The organism is Dietzia sp. CH92 (assembly GCF_032248695.1).
Classification (GTDB): domain Bacteria; phylum Actinomycetota; class Actinomycetes; order Mycobacteriales; family Mycobacteriaceae; genus Dietzia.
Window position 1 is genome coordinate 384,314 of the sequence record NZ_JAVHXC010000001.1, and the last position, 16,633, is coordinate 400,946.

16 protein-coding genes are annotated in these 16,633 nt (G+C 74.5%); 2 read left to right on the forward strand and 14 right to left on the reverse strand.

Going from position 1 to position 16,633, the window contains the following annotated elements; all coding sequences use genetic code 11:
• Positions 1–15 precede the first annotated feature (15 nt).
• From smc to RWK90_RS01910, 11 genes are all read right to left on the reverse strand, one after another.
• Positions 16–3,579 carry a chromosome segregation protein SMC gene (gene smc / locus RWK90_RS01860; protein ID WP_314034106.1) on the reverse strand — a complete coding sequence of 1,188 codons (3,564 nt, stop codon included), beginning with the start codon at positions 3,577–3,579 and terminating at the stop codon, positions 16–18.
• 16 nt (positions 3,580–3,595) lie between these two features.
• Complete coding sequence (locus RWK90_RS01865) at positions 3,596–3,886, reverse strand: acylphosphatase (RefSeq protein WP_314034108.1); 291 nt, start codon at positions 3,884–3,886, stop codon at positions 3,596–3,598.
• Positions 3,883–4,392, reverse strand: coding sequence for an OsmC family protein (locus RWK90_RS01870; protein ID WP_314034110.1), 510 nt, complete (start codon positions 4,390–4,392; stop codon positions 3,883–3,885). The genes RWK90_RS01865 and RWK90_RS01870 overlap by 4 nt, the downstream gene beginning before the upstream one ends.
• 4 nt (positions 4,393–4,396) lie before the next feature.
• Positions 4,397–5,308, reverse strand: coding sequence for a bifunctional DNA-formamidopyrimidine glycosylase/DNA-(apurinic or apyrimidinic site) lyase (mutM, locus tag RWK90_RS01875; RefSeq protein ID WP_314034112.1), 912 nt, complete (start codon positions 5,306–5,308; stop codon positions 4,397–4,399).
• 1 nt (position 5,309) lies between these two features.
• Positions 5,310–6,023, reverse strand: coding sequence for a ribonuclease III (gene rnc / locus RWK90_RS01880; RefSeq protein WP_314034114.1), 714 nt, complete (start codon positions 6,021–6,023; stop codon positions 5,310–5,312).
• A complete protein-coding gene (locus RWK90_RS01885; RefSeq protein ID WP_314034116.1) occupies positions 6,020–6,619 on the reverse strand; it encodes a YceD family protein in 600 nt (199 codons plus the stop codon). Before RWK90_RS01885 ends, rnc begins: the two co-directional genes overlap by 4 nt.
• A gap of 23 nt (positions 6,620–6,642) precedes the next feature.
• Positions 6,643–7,434: a DivIVA domain-containing protein gene (locus RWK90_RS01890; RefSeq protein WP_314034118.1), complete on the reverse strand. Its 792-nt coding sequence runs from the start codon at positions 7,432–7,434 to the stop codon at positions 6,643–6,645.
• A gap of 92 nt (positions 7,435–7,526) precedes the next feature.
• Complete coding sequence (gene coaD, locus RWK90_RS01895; protein WP_314034119.1) at positions 7,527–8,000, reverse strand: pantetheine-phosphate adenylyltransferase; 474 nt, start codon at positions 7,998–8,000, stop codon at positions 7,527–7,529.
• Positions 7,997–8,584, reverse strand: coding sequence for a 16S rRNA (guanine(966)-N(2))-methyltransferase RsmD (rsmD, locus tag RWK90_RS01900; protein WP_314034121.1), 588 nt, complete (start codon positions 8,582–8,584; stop codon positions 7,997–7,999). Before rsmD ends, coaD begins: the two co-directional genes overlap by 4 nt.
• 18 nt (positions 8,585–8,602) lie before the next feature.
• Positions 8,603–10,873 (reverse strand): ATP-dependent DNA helicase RecG, encoded by a 2,271-nt coding sequence (gene recG, locus RWK90_RS01905; protein WP_314034123.1) that lies wholly within the window; start codon positions 10,871–10,873, stop codon positions 8,603–8,605.
• On the reverse strand, positions 10,870–12,630 hold the full coding sequence (locus tag RWK90_RS01910; protein ID WP_314034125.1) for a DAK2 domain-containing protein: 1,761 nt from the start codon (positions 12,628–12,630) through the stop codon (positions 10,870–10,872). The genes recG and RWK90_RS01910 overlap by 4 nt, the downstream gene beginning before the upstream one ends.
• A gap of 127 nt (positions 12,631–12,757) precedes the next feature.
• On the opposite strand from RWK90_RS01910, the gene RWK90_RS01915 reads away from it, so the two are divergent.
• A complete protein-coding gene (locus tag RWK90_RS01915; protein WP_314034127.1) occupies positions 12,758–13,552 on the forward strand; it encodes an enoyl-CoA hydratase-related protein in 795 nt (264 codons plus the stop codon).
• A 51-nt stretch (positions 13,553–13,603) separates the two neighbouring features.
• Here RWK90_RS01915 and RWK90_RS01920 read toward each other — a convergent pair whose 3' ends face one another.
• The 3 genes from RWK90_RS01920 to thiL are packed head-to-tail and all read right to left on the reverse strand — an operon-like array spanning position 13,604 to position 15,858.
• Entirely contained in the window at positions 13,604–14,311 is a 708-nt protein-coding gene (locus tag RWK90_RS01920; protein WP_314034130.1) for a uracil-DNA glycosylase, read from the reverse strand.
• 2 nt (positions 14,312–14,313) lie between these two features.
• Complete coding sequence (locus RWK90_RS01925; protein WP_314034132.1) at positions 14,314–14,835, reverse strand: gamma carbonic anhydrase family protein; 522 nt, start codon at positions 14,833–14,835, stop codon at positions 14,314–14,316.
• Between the two features lie 9 nt (positions 14,836–14,844).
• Positions 14,845–15,858, reverse strand: a complete 1,014-nt coding sequence (gene thiL / locus RWK90_RS01930) for a thiamine-phosphate kinase (protein ID WP_314034134.1) — start codon at positions 15,856–15,858, stop codon at positions 14,845–14,847.
• Between the two features lie 121 nt (positions 15,859–15,979).
• Here thiL and RWK90_RS01935 point away from each other — a divergent pair, with 121 nt between their 5' ends.
• Positions 15,980–16,594, forward strand: coding sequence for a DUF3515 domain-containing protein (locus RWK90_RS01935; protein ID WP_314034137.1), 615 nt, complete (start codon positions 15,980–15,982; stop codon positions 16,592–16,594).
• The last annotated feature ends 39 nt before the right edge of the window (positions 16,595–16,633 follow it).

Genomic DNA, 16,633 nt, shown 5'->3' on the forward strand with positions numbered 1-16,633 from the left:
GGCCGCCGCGAGGAGTCAGCGCATGCGTTGGGAGATGACCTTGGAGATGCCGTCGCCCTGCATCGACACGCCGTAGAGCACGTCGGCCACGTCCATGGTGGGCTTCTGGTGGGTGATGACGATGAGCTGGCTGGTCTCCCTGAGCTGTTCGAACAGCCCGATGAGCCGCCGCAGGTTGGTGTCGTCGAGCGCCGCCTCGACCTCGTCCATGACGTAGAACGGGCTGGGGCGGGCCTTGAATATCGCCACCAGCATGGCGACCGCGGTGAGCGACTTCTCGCCGCCGGACAGCAGCGACAACCGCTTCACCTTCTTTCCCGGTGGCCGCGCCTCCACCTCGATCCCGGTGGCGAGCATGTCCTCCGGCTCGGTGAGGATCAGTCGCCCCTCCCCTCCGGGGAAGAGCGTGGAGAAGACACCCCGGAACTCGCGCTCGACGTCGACCCACGCCTCGGTGAAGATCTGCTCGATGCGCTCGTCGACGTCGTCGATCACCCCCTCGAGGTCGGACCGGGCCTTCTTCACGTCGTCGAGCTGGGTGGACAGGAACGCGTAGCGCTCCTCCAGCGCCGCGAACTCCTCCAACGCCAGCGGGTTGACCTTGCCCAGGGTGGCCAGGTCCTTCTGCGCCGACCTGAGACGACGCTCCTGTTCGGCGCGCACGAACGGCATCGGGGGCGGCGGGGTCACGTCCTCGCCGCGCTCGCGAGCCGCCTCGTACTCCTGCATCTCCAACGCCGACGGCGGCAGGTCCACGTCGGGACCGTACTCGGCGACCAGTGCACCGGGTTCGATCCCGTGGCGCTCCAGCACCGCCGCCTCGAGCTCGGAGACCTTGACCTCGAGCTGGGCGCGGACGATCTCGTCGCGGTGGGCGGCGTCGGAGAGTCGCGACACCTCGGCTTCGGCGGCGGCGAGGTCGGCGCGCAGGGCCGCGACCCGGGCCGTGGCGTCCGCGCGCGAGGCCGCCAACCGGTCCCGCTCCGCGGACGCGCCGGCGATGAGTTCGTCGAGACGGTCCAGCAGCCGCCCGCTGAGCTCGTCGACCACCCCGGCGACCTCGGCGCCCCGACGTCGCTGCGCCGCCGCCCGAGCCGCGCGGGCCCGCGCCTCGCGCTCGGACTGCGCCGCGCGACGCAGGGATGCCGACTTCCCGCGGACGCCGGCGGCCCGCTCCTCGGCCGAGCGGTGCGCGAGCCGGGCCTCCAGCTCGGCCGCGCGGGCCGTCGCGACCTCCGCCTGCGCGGCGACCCGGCCGTCGTCCGAGGGCGGTGCGACCTCGTCGTCGTCGCCCGCCCGGACGAGCCGGTCGGACAGCTCCGCGTGCTCGGCGCGCGCGGCGTCGAGCTTGTCCACGGCGATGCGACGGGCCTGCTCCAGGCGTCGCACGTCCGCCTCGGCGCGCCGGCGCCGCTGGCCGATGCGGGCGAGCTCGGCGTAGATCTCCTCGATCGCGGCGTCGGACTCGCCGATCGCGGCGAGGGTCTCGGAGTACCGGTCCGCCCGCTCGGCGTCCTCCGCCTCCGCGCCGGCGAGCTCCGCGCGGGTGGTCTCGATCTCGGCGCGCACGGCGTCCCGCTCGGCGACCGCGGCGTCGATCGCGGACTGGATCTCCAGGCCCGTGCGACCCGCCGCGGAACCACCCACGCTCCATCCGACGCCGGCCAGCTCACCGTCCCGCGTCACCGCGCGCACACGGCGGTCCGCGTCCACCTGGGCGTGGGCGACGCCGAGGTCCTCCACCAGCACCACGTCCACCAGCAGGGCGGTCACCGCCGCGACGAGGTCGTCGGGCACGTCCACCACGTCCAGCGCCCACCGGGCGCCCTCGACGAGGTCCACCTCGAGCCGGTAGCCGTCCCCGGGGACGCCGCGGGCGATCAGACCCGCCCGACCCGCGTCGGCCTCGCGCAGCGCGGCGAGGACCCGCCCGCGATCCACGTCGCCGTCCACGACCACCGCGTCGACGGCCGGGCCCAGGGCCACGCCGACCGCGCGCTGCCATCCGTCCCGCACCCCGAGCGACTCCCCCACCGTGCCCGCCACGGCGTCCGCGCCCAGGTGCCGCACGACCCAGTCGGCACCGTCGCCGGCGCCCTTGTTCTGCTCCAGTGTCTCGATCCGTGCGGCCAGACGGGCGATCCGCTGATCGGCCTCCCGCTCGAGCCCCTGCAGTTCGGCCAGGCGGGCGCGGGCGGCCAGGTGCGCGCGCTCGGCGCGGCCGAGGTGCTCGTCGAGGGTGCGTTCCCCCTCCGCGTGCGCGCCGACCCGGGCGTGGACGGCGTCGAACTCGGCCTCGGCGTCGGCGACGGCCGCGCGGGCGACGGCGGTCTCGGCGTCGAGGCGGGCGATCTCCGCCTCGGTCGACTCGACGCGCGCCGCGAGCGTGTCGACCTTGCCGGCGAGACGAGCCACGCCCTCGCGCCGGTCGGCGATCGCGCGGACGGCCTTGAGATGCTCGGCCTCGAGCGCGGTGAGCGCCGCCTCTGCCCGCCCGAGGTCCTCCGTCGCGCGACGGGCCCGCTCGGCCGCGACGTCGACCTGCGCGGCGAGGTCCTGCTCGAGGGCGGCGGCGCGATCGGCCTGACGGTCGAGCTCGTCGGGATCGGTGCCGTGGTGGACCGCGACCTCGGCGGCGAGCGAGCGGGCGCGGTCCGAGGCGATGCGGGCGGTCGCGCGGGCGCGCTCGGCCAGCGTCGACAGCGCGAACCAGCGCTGCTGCGCGGCGTCGGCCTGCGGGGTGAGTCGGTCGAGGTCGGCCTGGGTGGCCGCCACGTCGCGGGCCAGCCCGTCGCGCCGGTCGACGGCCGCGGCGACCTGATCGGCCAACCGGGCGCGGACGCTCTCGGCGTCGGCGAGTTCGCGGCGGCGGGTCACGAGGTCGTCGGCGGCCAGCCGGAACGTCGCGTCGCGCAGGTCGGCCTGGATGGTCTGCGCCCGCCGCGCCACCTCCGCCTGTCTCCCCAGCGGCTTGAGCTGACGCCGCAGTTCGGTGGTGAGGTCGGTGAGCCGGTCGAGGTTGCCCTGCATGCCGGCGAGCTTGCGCTGGGCCTTCTCCTTGCGGCGGCGGTGCTTGAGGATACCGGCGGCCTCCTCGATGAACGCGCGCCGCTCCTCCGGCTTGGACTCGAGGATCTCGGCGAGCTTGCCCTGGCCGACGATCACGTGCATCTCGCGACCGATGCCCGAGTCCGAGAGCAGTTCCTGCACGTCCATGAGGCGGGCGCGGTCGCCGTTGATCTCGTACTCGGCGGCCCCGTCGCGGAACATCCGGCGGGTGAGGGAGACCTCGGCGTAGTCGATCGGCAGCGCGCCGTCGGAGTTGTCCAGGGTGAGCGTGACCTCGGCGCGGCCGAGGGGTTGCTTGCCGGCGGTGCCGGCGAAGATGACGTCCTGCATCTTGCCGCCGCGCAGGGTCTTGGCGCTGTGCTCGCCCATGACCCAGGTCAGGGCGTCGACGACGTTGGACTTGCCGGAGCCGTTGGGGCCGACCACGCAGCAGATGCCGGGTTCGAATCTCAGGGTCGTGGGCGCGGCGAAGGACTTGAAGCCCTTGAGCGTCAACGACTTGAGATACACGGGAGTCGATCCTAGGTCAGCGTTCGACGAATCCCGTCAGTCCGCCGCGCGCCGGTTCGTAGGTGTCGACGACGAGGTCCACGCGTTCGGGGGTGTCGCCGCCGCGGAGGAGGTCGGACAGGGCCCGGCACGCGCTCTCGGGTCCCTCGGCCACCACGTGGACGCGGCCGTCCGGCTTGTTGGCCGCGTACCCGCTCAGGCCCAGTTCGAGGGCGCGGCTGCGGGTCCACCACCGGAAGCCCACGCCCTGGACCCGGCCGTGCACCCAGGCGACGAGCCGGACCCCGTCCCCGTCCGGCGCGCTCATCCGGCAGCGCCTCCGTCGGGCGCCGCGCCGCCGGTCCGGAAGTCGAGCGTGACCTCGGTGCCGGCGGTGATCGTGCGTCCCACGGTGCACGTGGCGTCGACGGAGCGGCGCACCATGTCGATGACGCGGTCGACCATGGCCGGGTCGAGCCCGGAGAGGTCGAGCTCATAGGTCTCCTCGAGCCGCGGGTAGCGCTCGGCCTCGCGGTCGGCGTCGCCGGAGACGCGGACCGTGGCCGCGTAGTCGTCCCCGAGACGACGGGAGAGGGTGAAGTCCGACGCCATGGCGGTGCACGCGCCGAGCGCGATCTTGAGCAGTTCCCCGGGGGTGAACACGCCCTCGACGTCGGCCGAGCCGATCTCGACGCGGGCGCCCCGGGCGGAGGAGCCCACGTACCTCCGCGTGCCGATGCGGTCGACCCGCAGGTCCGGGCCGGCGGCCGGGTCGGGCGCGTCACCGGCGGCGGGTGCGGGGTCCTGCGGGGTGCTCTGGGGCGTCTCGGTCATGGGGTCATCGTACGGCCGGGCGGCGTCGGGTCCCGCTCCGGCGGCGGGGCGCCGGCTGGCACGCGGGGCAGAAGTGCGAGCCGCGGTTCATGAAGTCCTCCCGCACGATGGCGGTGCCGCAGCGCGCGCAGGGCAGCCCGGCGCGGCCGTAGGCGTCGAGCGACCGGTCGAAGTAGCCGGACGCGCCGTTGACGTTGACGTACAGCGCGTCGAAAGAGGTCCCGCCGGCGTCGAGGGCGTCGGCCATCACGTCGCGGGCGTGCTCGAGCACCCCGGTGACGGCGCGGAGGGTGACCGCCCCGGAGCGCCGCCGGCCGTGCAGCCCCGAGCGCCACAGGGCCTCGTCGGCGTAGATGTTGCCGATGCCGGACACGACGGTCTGGTCCAGCAGGAGGCGCTTGATCTCGGTGTCCCGACGGCGGATGAGCCGGGCCGCGGCGACCGCGTCGAAGCCGGGCTCGAACGGGTCCGCGGCGATGTGTGCGGCGGGGGCGGGCAGCAGCACACCGCTGCCGTCGCGGGCCTCGGCCAGGGGCACGACCGTCCACCCGCCGAACGTGCGTTGGTCGACGAACCGGAGTTCGTTGCCGTCGTCCAGGACGGCCCGGGCGTGCAGGTGCCGCACGGCAGGTGCGCCGGCACCGGTGACGAGCATCTGCCCACTCATCCCCAGGTGCACCAGGAGGCAGTCGGCCCCGGCCGCATCCACGCCGTCCAGGGTGAGCCACAGGTACTTGCCGCGGCGCCTCGCCCCGGTGACGGTGCGCCCGGTCAGCCGGGCGACGATCTCGGGTGCGCCCCCGGGCTGGCGGCGGGCCGTGCGTGCCCCGGTGACCTCGACCGACTCCAGGGTGCGACCCACGACGTGGTCGGCCAGTCCCCGCCGGACGACCTCGACCTCGGGTAGCTCCGGCACGTCAGCCCGCTGTCCGACCCGGCGCCGTCCCGTCCAGGGCCGCCCAGGCCTGCTCCGCGGCCCGCTGCTCGGCCTCCTTCTTGGTGCGGCCGGCGCCCTCGCCGAACGCGTCCTCGCCCACGAACACCACGGCCGAGAACGTCTTGTCGTGGTCCGGTCCGGTCGAGGTGATCTCGTACCGGGCCCGGGGCCGCCCGAGCGAGGCGCATTTCTCCTGGAGGCTGGTCTTCCAGTCGAGCGCCGCTCCGAGGTGGGGCACGACCCGCAGGCGGTCGCCGATGATCGTCTCGATCACGCCGCGGGCCGTCTCGAGCCCGTGGGTGAGGTAGACCGCCCCGAAGACCGCCTCGAGGGTGTCCGCGAGGATCGAGTGCTTGTCGCGCCCGCCGGTCAGCTCCTCCCCGCGGCCCAACCGCAGGTGGCTGCCCAGCCCGCCCTCGCCCAGCTCACGCGCGATGTCGGCGAGGACGTAGGTGTTGACCAGGCTCGCGCGGATCTTGGCCAGGTCGCCCTCGGGCCGGTCCGGGTAGGCGGTGTAGAGGTATTCCGTGACGACGAGTTCCAGCACCGCGTCGCCGAGGAACTCCAGTCGCTCGTTGTGCGGCGCCCCGCCGTGCTCGTAGGCGTACGACCGGTGGGTCAGGGCCTGGGTCGCCAGGGCGACGGGCAGGGCCACGCCCAGGACCGTGTCCAGCGGCGAGGGCTGGTCCGTCACGCGCGGTCCCCGTCGGTGTCGTCCGGGCCGGTGGTGCCGAACTTCTCCGCCAGGTCGGCCCAGCGCGGGTCGATCCGCCCGGTCTCCTCCCCGGAGACCCCGTCCGGGGCGGGGGTGTCCGGGTTCACGCACTCGTCGTGCCCGTAGTCCGCGCAGGTGGGCGACATGGGGAACTCGAGCCCGAACGCGTCGACGAGGGCCGGCTCGAGGTCGATCAGGTCGCCGTCGAGCAGCCGTACCTCGTCCTCCTCCGCGCCGTCGGCCGCGGCGGTCCCGGGGGCGGCGTACATCTCGGTGAGATCCACCGCGACGTCGGTGGTGAACTCGCCGAGGCACCGCGCGCACTCGACCCGTGCGGTTCCGCTGACGGACCCCGTGACCAGCACGCCCTCGTCGACGAAGGTCATCAGCAGGTCCAGCTCGACCTCCGACCCGCTCGGGATCCGGATGAGCTCGACCCCGATGTCGGACGGCGCCACCGCGGCGCGCTGCACGGGCTCCGTCGCGCCGGGCGTGCGGGCGAGGACGCGGCTGTCGAGGACGAGCGAATCGGCGGCCGGGCGGCCGTGGCGGGGGGTGCGGGAGGTGGAGGACACGCCCAGCAGACTACCCGCCCGGCTCAGTAGTCCCCGTACCCGTCGCCGAAGCGCTCGTCGTCACGGGTGCCGCGGCGCGCGGCGGGATCCCGCCGCGCGGTGGGGGCGACGCCGTGCAGTTCCTCGCGGCCGCGGGTGACGGTGCGCAGCGTCGCGCCGAGGAACTCCTCGAAGCGGGCCATCTTCTCGTCGATGTAGGCGTCGCACTCCTCGCGCCGCCGCTCGCTCTCGGCGTGCGCGGCGTCGCGGACGCGGGCGGCCTCCTCGTCGGCGATCCGGACGACCTCCGACTCGGACAGCATGCGCTGCTGTTCCTGGCGGGCCTCGGTGATGGTGCGGTCGTAGAGGACGTTGGCCTGTTCGACCACCCTGTCCGCCTCGGCGCGGGCGCGGGTCGTGGTGGACTCGGCGTCCCGGCGGGAGCGGTCCAGCAGCTCGGCCGCCTCGGCGCGGGCGTCGCCGACCAGGCCGTCGGCGTGGGCGGTGGCCTCGGCGACCATGCGGTCGGCGCGGGCCTTGGCGTCGGCGAGCATCGCGTCGGCGTCCTCGCGGGCCTCCCGCAGGGTGCGGTCCGCCTCGGCGTCGGCGGCGGCGACGGTCTCGCGGGCGGTGGCGTCGGCCTCAGCGAGCACGCGGTCGCGCTGGTCGAGGACGTCCTGCGCGTCGTCGAGCTCGCCCGGGAAGGAGTCGCGGATGTCGTCGAGCAACAGCAGGGACTCGTGCCGGGGCACCACGCAGTTCGCGGTCATGGGCAGACTGCGGGCGTCCTCGATCATCGCGTTCAGCTCGTCGAGGGCCTGGAACACTCGGTACACGCTCGTCCCTTCACCGGATCGTCACATTCGTCCCATCAGTGTGCCCCCAACACACCGTGGCGGGGGGCTGCCCGCGCGGTGTGTCCGCGTGCTCAGCCCAGCCGCTCCCGCAGCGCGACGGCCACCGGACCCGGCAGCAGGTGGGAGACGTCTCCGCCCAGGCGGGTCACCTCGCGGCACAGCGACGAGGACACGAACGCCAGATCGGCCCGCGTCGGCAGGAAGACGGTGTCGATGCCGGCGATGGAGCGGTTCATGTGCGCCATCGGCAGCTCGTAGTCGTAGTCCGTGGAGTCCCGCAGACCCTTGACCACCGCGGTGGCGCCCTGCTCACGGCAGTAGTCGACCAGCAGCCCGTAGAAGCTGTCGACACGCACCCCGGGCACGTCGGCACAGACCTCGTCGATGAGGGCCTTGCGCTCGTCGATCGAGAAGGTGCCCTGCTTGTTGGGGTTGGCGACCACGCACACGATCACGTCGTCGAACAGCGCCGCCGCCCGGCGGATGATGTCGAGGTGCCCGAGGGTCACCGGGTCGAAGGAGCCTGGAACCACGACGGTCGTCATGGGGCGACCGTATCAACCGGCCGGGCCATCTCGACGGCGGTCTCCCCGTAGGTGCGCTCGAAGACGACGTCGTACCCGTCCGGCCAGCGCACGGCGGGGTCACGCCTCGAGCGCTCCCACACCACGAGGGCGTCACCGGCGAGCCAGCCCCCGGCCGTCAGCGCACGGAGGATCGGCTCGTCGAGCGCGGCGGACCTGTCGTACGGCGGGTCGGCCAACACCAGATCGAACCCGCCGGGCACGGGGCATGCGCCCTCGACCGCCGCCGGGAGCGAGGCCCGTCTCACCGTGGTCCGGAGGGAGGGCGACGACGACGACGCCCCGGCGACGTTCTTCTTGAGGCACGCCACCGCCCGGTGGTTCTCCTCGACGAACCACGCGGTGTCCGCTCCCCTGGACAGGGCCTCGAGCCCGAGGGCGCCGGAGCCGGCGAACAGGTCGAGGACGGCGGCGCCCGCCAGGTCCACGCGGCTGTCGATGGCGCTGAACAACGCCTCGCGGACCCGGTCGGTGGTGGGCCGCGTGCCGGCCGGCGGCACTGTGATCGACAGCCCGCGGAGGCGGCCGGAGATGATGCGGGTCATGGGGGGCTTCCCGTCGCGTCAGTATCTGAACAGGTAGTCGGTGTCCTCGGACCCGGCCAGCCGGCGGACACGCTCGGCCAGCGCGGGATGCCGGTGCAGGCCGGGGTCGGCCTCGAGGATCTCCTCGGCGTGCCGGCGGGCGATCTCGATGACGTCGCCGTCGTCGACCACCGACAGCAACCGGAGCGCCGACAACGCCCCGGACTGCGCGTCCCCCAGTATGTCGCCCTCGCGGCGCTGGACCAGATCCAGCTGCGCCAGTGCGAAGCCGTCGGTGGTGCCCGCGACCGCGGCGAGCCGCTCCATCGCCCGGCTGTCCGCGCGCGAGTTGGTCACCAGCAGGCACAGGCCCGGCAGCCCACCCCGGCCGACCCGGCCGCGCAGCTGGTGGAGCTGGCTCACCCCGAACCGCTCGGCGTCCATCACCACCATGACGGTGGCCTGCGGGACGTCCACGCCGACCTCGATGACGGTCGTGGACACGAGCACGTCGAGGCGGCCGGCGGCGAAATCCGCCATGACGGCGTCCTTCTCCTCCGGCGGGAGTCGGCCGTGCATGAGACCGACCCTGACCCCGGCCAGCGGGCCGGTGGACAGGTACCCGTGCAGGTCCACGGCGGCGGCCAACGGCGGTCTGTCGCCGCCCTCGTCGTCGTCGCCCGTCGTCTCGTCCCCCGACGGGGGGTCCTCGCCGTCGATCCGCGAGCACACCACGTACGCGCGGTGGCCGGCGGCGACCTCCTCCCGCACCCGCTCCCACGCGCGCGAGAGCCACGCGGGCCGCTCGCGCGCCGGCACCACGGATGTAGAGATGGGCCGGCGGCCCCCCGGCAGCTCCTCGAGCTCGGAGACCTCGAGGTCCCCGAACACCGTCATGGCGATCGTCCGCGGGATGGGGGTCGCCGTCATCACCAACAGGTGGGGGACCATCCCCTCGCGGCCCTTGGACCGCAGGCGGTCGCGCTGACGCACCCCGAACCGGTGCTGCTCGTCCACCACCACCAGGCCCAGGTCGAAGAAGTCCACCGAGTCCTGGATCAACGCGTGCGTCCCCACGACGATCCCCGCCTCGCCGGTGACGATGTCGAGCAGGGCCTCCCGGCGCCGGGCCGTCGACATGGACCCGGTGAGCAGCACCACGCGGGTGGCGTGGTCGGCCGCGCCCAGCCTGCCTCGCTCCCCCAGGTCCCCGAGCATCGCGGTGAGGGACCGGTGGTGCTGGACCGCCAGGACCTCGGTCGGCGCGAGCATGACGCACTGGCGCCCGGCGTCCAGCACCTGCAGCATCGCCAGCAGCGCGACCACCGTCTTGCCCGACCCCACCTCACCCTGCAGGAGCCTGTTCATGGGCTCGGACCGCGACAGGTCGGCCGCGATCTCCGCCAGGACCCTCTGCTGCCCGCCGGTGAGCTCGAACGGCATCCGGGCCGCCATCGCCGCGCGTATCCCGTCCTCCCGCACGGGGCTCTCCGGGGCCGGGTCGCGCGCGAGGAACCGGCGGCGCGCCCCGAGCAGCAGCTGCAGCGCGAGCGCCTCGTCGAAGCGCAGCCGACGCCCCGCGTGGTCCTTCTCCCGCGTCGTGTCGGGCAGATGCGCCTTGCGCAGCGCCTCGTCGAGCCCCATCAACCCCGCCGCCGACCGCACGGTGTCGTCCAGCGGGTCCACCACCGGCACCAGCGCCCGCAACGCGGTGACCACCGCCCCGAGCAGGTCCCACGAGGTGACGCCCTCCTTCGCGGCGTACACCGGCAGCAGCGGGCGGTCGAACAGACTCGGGCCGCCCTCGGCGTCGATCTGGGAGGAGAGTCTGGCCAGCGCGGCGAGGTCACCCGAGCCCTTGAGCTCGCCACCGGGTCCGGAGACCGCCCGCAGGACGAGGAACTCGGGATGCTTCAGGTCCGGGGTGCCCCGGAAGTGGGAGACGGTGCCGTCGAACATGGCGAGCGTGCCCACCGGCAGCAGGTACTTGATGCCCCGGGCGGCGAAGAACACGACCCGGAAGCGGGTGTCGCCGTCCTCCACCGTCAGCGTGAGCATCTCGCGGACCTGGCCGCTCCGGGTCTGGTAGTTCCGGGTCTTGGAGGTGGTGACCGTGCCGATGACCGTCACCCGCTCGCCGTCGACGAGCTCCCGCCTGTCGTAGCGCTGCCCGTGCTGGCGGTAGCGCCGCGGCAGGGTGTGCAGCAGGTCCCCGACGGTGTGGTGGCCGAACGCCTTCGTGACGCGCTCGGCCAGGCCCGGATCGAGGACCTCGACCAGGGGCGTGTCCGTGGTGGCCAGCGTGGTCATTCGACCCCGACGTGCGCCGACGCCCGGCCCGGCCCGGCGGCGTACCCGACCACCTCGATGTCGGGGTGGTCGCCGCGCAGGCGGGTCAGCGCGGAGTCCCTCGTCGCCTCGTCGTACTCGTCACCGAACAGCACCGTCACCAGCTCACCGCCGGAGGACAGCATCCGGTCGACCAGCGCGCAGACCGACTCGACCGGATCGGTCCCGATGAGCGCCACATCATGTCCCACGACACCGAGCAGGTCACCCGCCGAGCACCGGCCGACCAGGGTCAGCGCGTCCTGGTCCGCCCGGACCAGGTGGGCGTGCCGGGTGCCCGCCGCCGCGTCGGCCATCGAGAACCCGTCCAGGGACAGGGTGGTGGCGGGGTCGTGCACCGCGAGCGCCGCGAGCCCCTGGACGACCGAGGCGGTCGGCAGGATCAGCGCGTGGCCGACGGAGTCGCGCAGCGCCGCGTCGAGCGCGCTGATGCGGTCGCGGGACAGTTCGCCGTTCGGCAGCACGAGGAGTTCATCGGCCTCCACGGCCAGGACCGCGTCGATCACCCCGTCCCCGTTCTCGCCGGGATCGACGGTCGCGGCGCCCGCCTCGGAGAACAGGTCCGCGAGCGGGCCGTCGGGCACCACCGCCACCACCCGCCGCACCCCGGTCTCGCCACCGGGCCCGCCCCGTCGTGCCACGGCGCCCGTGTCGCCGGCGTCACCGCCGGCGTCGCGGTACCGGTCGCCGACCGGGTCGAGCATGTCCGTGACCCTGATCTCGGTGACCCGTCCCAGCGGCAGCGCCGTCTCGATCGCCCCGCCGATGTCGTCGGTGTGCACGTGGACCGCCCACCTGGCGTTGACGTCGGTCCCGCCGTCGCCGACCACCACCACGCTGTCGCCGATCATCCGCAGCGCCGCGCGCAGTTCGTCCGCGCGCGCGTCGTCGGAGTGGGTGAGCGAGTACATGACCTCGTAGCGCGTACCGCGCCCGGCGTCCTCGGCGCCGCACGTCCCGGCCACTCCGGTCCCGGGCCGGGCGTCGTCGGAGGCCCCGACGGTCGCCGACGCGGCGACGGGATCCGGCGGCGTGAAGTAGACGGGCCGTTCGGGGGCGGCGCCCGTGAGCACCTCGACCATGGCGTCCAGCAGGACCAGCAGTCCCCGACCACCGGCGTCGACCACCCCGGCGCGGCGCAGGGCCGCCAGCTGCGAGGTGGTGCGGTCCAGGGCGTCCGCGCCGGCGTCCGCGGCGGCGCGGGCCACCTCGACGAGCGAACGGGCCGACGACCGCCCCGCCGCCGACGCGGCCTCGCGCAACACCGTGACGATGGTCCCCTCGACGGGGTCGCTCAGGGCGTGGTCGACCAGCGTGACGGCGGTGCGCAGGGCGCGACGGTAGGTGGAGGCGTCCACGACCGTGAAGGTCGCGGCCTCGCCGACCGCGCGCAGCACCTGCGACAGGATCACCCCGGAGTTGCCCCGCGCGCCGTGGACGGCCCCGTGCCCGAGTGCGACGGCGATCTCGCGGGCCCCCGCGGTCCCGCCCCCCTCGGCGATCCACGCCTGTTCGCCCTCGGCGCGGTCCACGGCGGCCCGCATCGTGTAGAGCAGGTTCGTGCCGGTGTCCGAGTCCGGCACGGGGAAGACGTTGAGAGCGTTGATCTCTTCGCGGTGGGCGGCGAGCAGCTCCACGGAGCGACGCGCCCAGGTGAGCAGGCCGTGGGCGTCGAGGGTCGACGGCCGATCCTCGACATGTGTCGACTCCTGCGTCATCACCCCTCCTCACCACTCGCCCACCCCGGTGGTGCACTTCACGTCCGGCGCCGCCAAGCCTAGTACCCTCACCCCTCGACAGCCGTCCGACTAGCCGAGACGGCCGACACGACACGGGAGCACCACGATGACCTTCGACCTCTCCGACACCCCGCTCGTCACGCTCGCCGACGGCGTACTCACGCTCCCGATCTCCCTCGAGGGCAAGGGCAACTCCCTCGACTCCGGGGCGGTCGACCAGGCGGCCGTCGCCCTGCGCGCCCTGCACGCGGGCGAGATCGACGCCGGGGCGGTGCTCCTGGTCGGCCTCGGGGCGAACTTCTGTGCGGGCGGCAACGTCGCGGGCTTCGCCGCGGCCGACGACCGCGGGGAGCACGTCCGCGAGCTCGCGGACCGCCTCCACGCGGTCGTCCGGCAGCTCGACGAGCTGACCGTGCCCGTCGTCGCGGCGGTCGCCGGGTGGGCGGCCGGCGCGGGGGCGTCGCTGGTCCTGGCGGCGGATTTCGCCGTGGGCGGCCCCGACACGCGCCTGCTCGCGGCGTACCCGGGCATCGGGCTGTCCCCCGACGGCGGCATGTCGTGGCGGCTGCCCCGGGCCATCGGTCAGGGCGCGGCCCGGGCGTTCCTCATCGGCAACGAGCCGATGAACGGCGAGCGCGCCCACCAACTGGGCCTGCTCACGTCCCTCGTCGAGGGCGATGTCCGCGAGGCCGCCCGCGCGCTCGCGGTGCGCCTGGCCGCCGGGCCCCGCGACGCGCATGCCGCGGCCAAGGCCCTGCTGCGCGCGTCGGAGACGGCCACGCTGGCCGAGCAGCTCGACGCCGAGCGGGACTCCATCGCACGGCTGGCGGTCTCGGCCGACGGGGTCGAGGGCGTCGACGCCTTCGTCGCCAAGCGCCGCCCGGAGTTCGGCCGGGGCTGAGCCGCCGAGGCGAGGAGGAGCCAGGGCAAGGAGGCGCCGAGGCCCCGGCCTCTACGCCTGTCCCGGCTCGGCGGGCAGGCGCCAGTCGACCTCGTCCGCGCCGAGTCGACGCAGTTCGTCGTTCGTCCGACTGAACGGCCGCGATCCGAAGAAGCCACGCGACGCCGACAGCGGTGAGGGGTGCGCCGAGGCGATCACCGGGGTGTCGCCGAGCATCGGGACGAGCGACCGGGCGTCCCGGCCCCACAGGATCGCGACCAGGGGCCGGTCGCGCTCGACGAGCGCCTCGATGGCCCGCTGGGTGATCTCCTCCCAGCCCTTGCGTCGGTGGGACGCGGGTTCGCCCGGGGCCACGGTGAGCACCCGGTTGAGCAGCAGCACGCCCGAGCGGGTCCAGGCTCCCAGGTCACCGTGCCCGGGCGGCGTCAGCCCGAGGTCGTCGCCGTACTCGCGGTAGATGTTCACCAGGCTCCTGGGCAGCGGCCGCACATCGCCCTCGACGGCGAAGCTCAACCCGACCGCGTGACCGGGCGTGGGGTACGGATCCTGGCCCACGATGAGGACACGGACCTCGTCGAACGGCTGCGTGAACGCCCGCAGGACGCGGTCCGCCGACGGCAGGAACCCGCGGCCCGCCGCGTTCTCGGCGCGCAGGAAGTCCCCCATCCGGTGGATCCGGTCCTCGACCGGGGCCAGTGCGCGCGCCCAGCCGGGGTCGAGCAGGTCGTGAAGGTGCGCAGGGGTGTCCGGGGAGGCCACGGTCAGTCGAGGCGACGCAGGTCGGCCCGGTACCGCATGGCGTTGTCGTGGTACATCTGCGTGTTCCCCTCCATCATCGCCGGGTCGACCTCGTAACCGTCGCGGATCCTCGCGGGCGTGCCCATCGCCATGCGGCGGTCGGGCAGTTCGAACCGGGGCGGGACGAGGCATCCCGCGGCCACCACCGCGCCGGAGCCGATGACCGACCCGTTGAGCACGATCGAGCCCGACGAGATGAGGGTGCGGTCCCCGATGGTCGCGCCCTCGATGTGGGCGTTGTGTCCCACCACGCAGTGTTCGCCGATGACGGTGGCGTCGGTGGCGGTGCAGTGCACGATCGTCCCGTCCTGGATGTTGGACATGGCCCCGACCTCGATGCGTCCGTAGTCCCCGCGCAGCACTGCGGTGGGCCACACCGAGACACCCGGGCCGAGGGTCACGCGCCCGATCACCACCGCGTCGGGATGGACCCACGCGTCGGGGGCGATGTCCGGTTCGAGGTCTCCGAGTGCGTAGACGGCCATGGGCCCACCCTAGTTCGCGCCGCGGGCCGAGTCCCAGCCGCCGGGTGTCCTCGGCTCGCCGTCGAGGGTGACCCGTCCCGGTTCGCCGGCGTGGACGGTCCCGATCACCGTGAACCCGTCCGGCGGGGCGACCTCCGGCGGGAAGGTCGCGAGCAGTCCGTGGTCCTCGCCGCCGTCGAGGACCCAGTCGAGGGCCTGCGCCGCGGGGTCGGCGGCGCCGAGCGTCGCCGCGGCCTCCGCGAGCAGGGGGTCGACCGGCAGCGCGTCGACGGTCAGGTCGACGCCCACACCCGACGCCCGGGCCAGGCCGGACAGGTCGCGCAGCAGCCCGTCGCTGACGTCGGTGAGCGAGCGCGCGCCGGCCAGGCGGGCCGCCGTCCCCAGTCCGACGGGGGTGACGGGCACCCGGTGCGACTGCTGCAGCGGTCCGTCGGGGTGACCGGCCAGGAGCAGGGCGAGCCCGGCCGCCGAGCGACCGGGGGCGCCGGAGAGCGCGACGGTGTCCCCCGGTCGGGCGCCGTCGATGCGCAGGGGCCGGGCGCCGCGTGGGAGCGTGCCGATCGCGGTGACCCCGACGACGACGAGGTCCGCCCTCGTGAGATCACCGCCCACCACCACGGCCCCGGATCGGGCGGCCTCACCGTGGATCCCCTGCGCGAGATCCGCGATCTGCCCCATGGTCGTCCCGGCGGGCACGGCCAGGGCGACCAGCACGCGGCTGCACTCGGCGCCCATGGCCAGCACGTCGGAGACGTTCTGGGCCACGGCCCGCCGGCCCAGGTCCGCCCACCCGGTGAGGTCCAGCCGGAAGTGGGTGCCCTCGACGAGCATGTCGGTGGTCACCACGGTCGCCTCGGCGGGGCCCAGCACGGCCGCGTCGTCCCCGTTGCCGACGGGGTCACCCGTGTCGGCCGTGCCCGGCCCGCTGAGCACGGCGAGGACCGCCGCCTCCCCCACCGCCGCGACGGTGGCGTCCCGGTCTACGTCACCCGTGTGGGCGGCGGTCGCGGCCGGGTCTGACACGGCGGCCACCCCTTTTCTCGTGGTGTCGCACGCCGGGGTCGCCGGCGTGGGTCTGTAGCGTTGCCGTCAGGCTAGCGGCCGCGCTCCGGGGCGGCCGCCGTGGGAGGAAGGACGACGCGACGTGGCTTCGAGGGATTCGGATCGGGCTGACCGGTACGACGCCGGGCCGAGGGAGCCCGGCACCGCCCCGACCGCACCGGTCTCGAGGGTCGTGGTGGCGCTCGCGGTCGTCGTCCCGCTCGTCATGCTCGCGGTGGTGTTGGTGATGGTGCGCACCATCGCCGACGAGGCGGCCGAGCAGGCCGCGAGCGAGCCCGTGGCCGCCGTGGCGATCCCCGCGCCGGACGCCGGATCGCCGGAGTGCGCGGCCCTCGTCGAGCAGCTCCCGGACTCCCTCGGCGACGCCGCGCGGGTGGCCCTCGTCGAGCCCGCGCCGGAGGGGACGGCCGCGTACCGCATGCCGGACGCCGAGCCGGTCACCGTGCGGTGCGGTCTGCCCGCCCCGCCGACGTTCACCGTGGGGGTCGGCCTGCAGGAGGTCAACGGCGTCCAGTGGTTCAACGAACCCGACCCCGACCCGGCCGTCACCGCGTCCACCTGGGTGGCGGTCGACCGCCCGCGGTACGTGGCGGTCACCCTTCCCGAGGGCAGCGGGACCGGCCCCATCCAGGACCTGTCGGACGCCATCTCCGCGGCCCTCGAGGCGGTCGAACCGGACCCCGCCCCCGTGGGTTAGATCCCGCCCGGATCGCGGGGGGGGGCGCCGGCCCGCCCC

What these genes read in the sequence shown, in the direction of transcription:
- rsmD (WP_314034121.1), bottom strand. Translation starts at nt 8,584, where the DNA reads ATGACCCGCATCATCTCCGGCCGCCTCCGCGGGCTGTCGATCACAGTG.
- RWK90_RS01910 (WP_314034125.1), bottom strand. Translation starts at nt 12,630, where the DNA reads ATGACGCAGGAGTCGACACATGTCGAGGATCGGCCGTCGACCCTCGAC.
- coaD (WP_314034119.1), bottom strand. Translation starts at nt 8,000, where the DNA reads ATGACGACCGTCGTGGTTCCAGGCTCCTTCGACCCGGTGACCCTCGGG.
- RWK90_RS01865 (WP_314034108.1), bottom strand. Translation starts at nt 3,886, where the DNA reads ATGAGCGCGCCGGACGGGGACGGGGTCCGGCTCGTCGCCTGGGTGCAC.
- RWK90_RS01870 (WP_314034110.1), bottom strand. Translation starts at nt 4,392, where the DNA reads ATGACCGAGACGCCCCAGAGCACCCCGCAGGACCCCGCACCCGCCGCC.
- recG (WP_314034123.1), bottom strand. Translation starts at nt 10,873, where the DNA reads ATGACCACGCTGGCCACCACGGACACGCCCCTGGTCGAGGTCCTCGAT.
- RWK90_RS01915 (WP_314034127.1), top strand. Translation starts at nt 12,758, where the DNA reads ATGACCTTCGACCTCTCCGACACCCCGCTCGTCACGCTCGCCGACGGC.
- RWK90_RS01925 (WP_314034132.1), bottom strand. Translation starts at nt 14,835, where the DNA reads ATGGCCGTCTACGCACTCGGAGACCTCGAACCGGACATCGCCCCCGAC.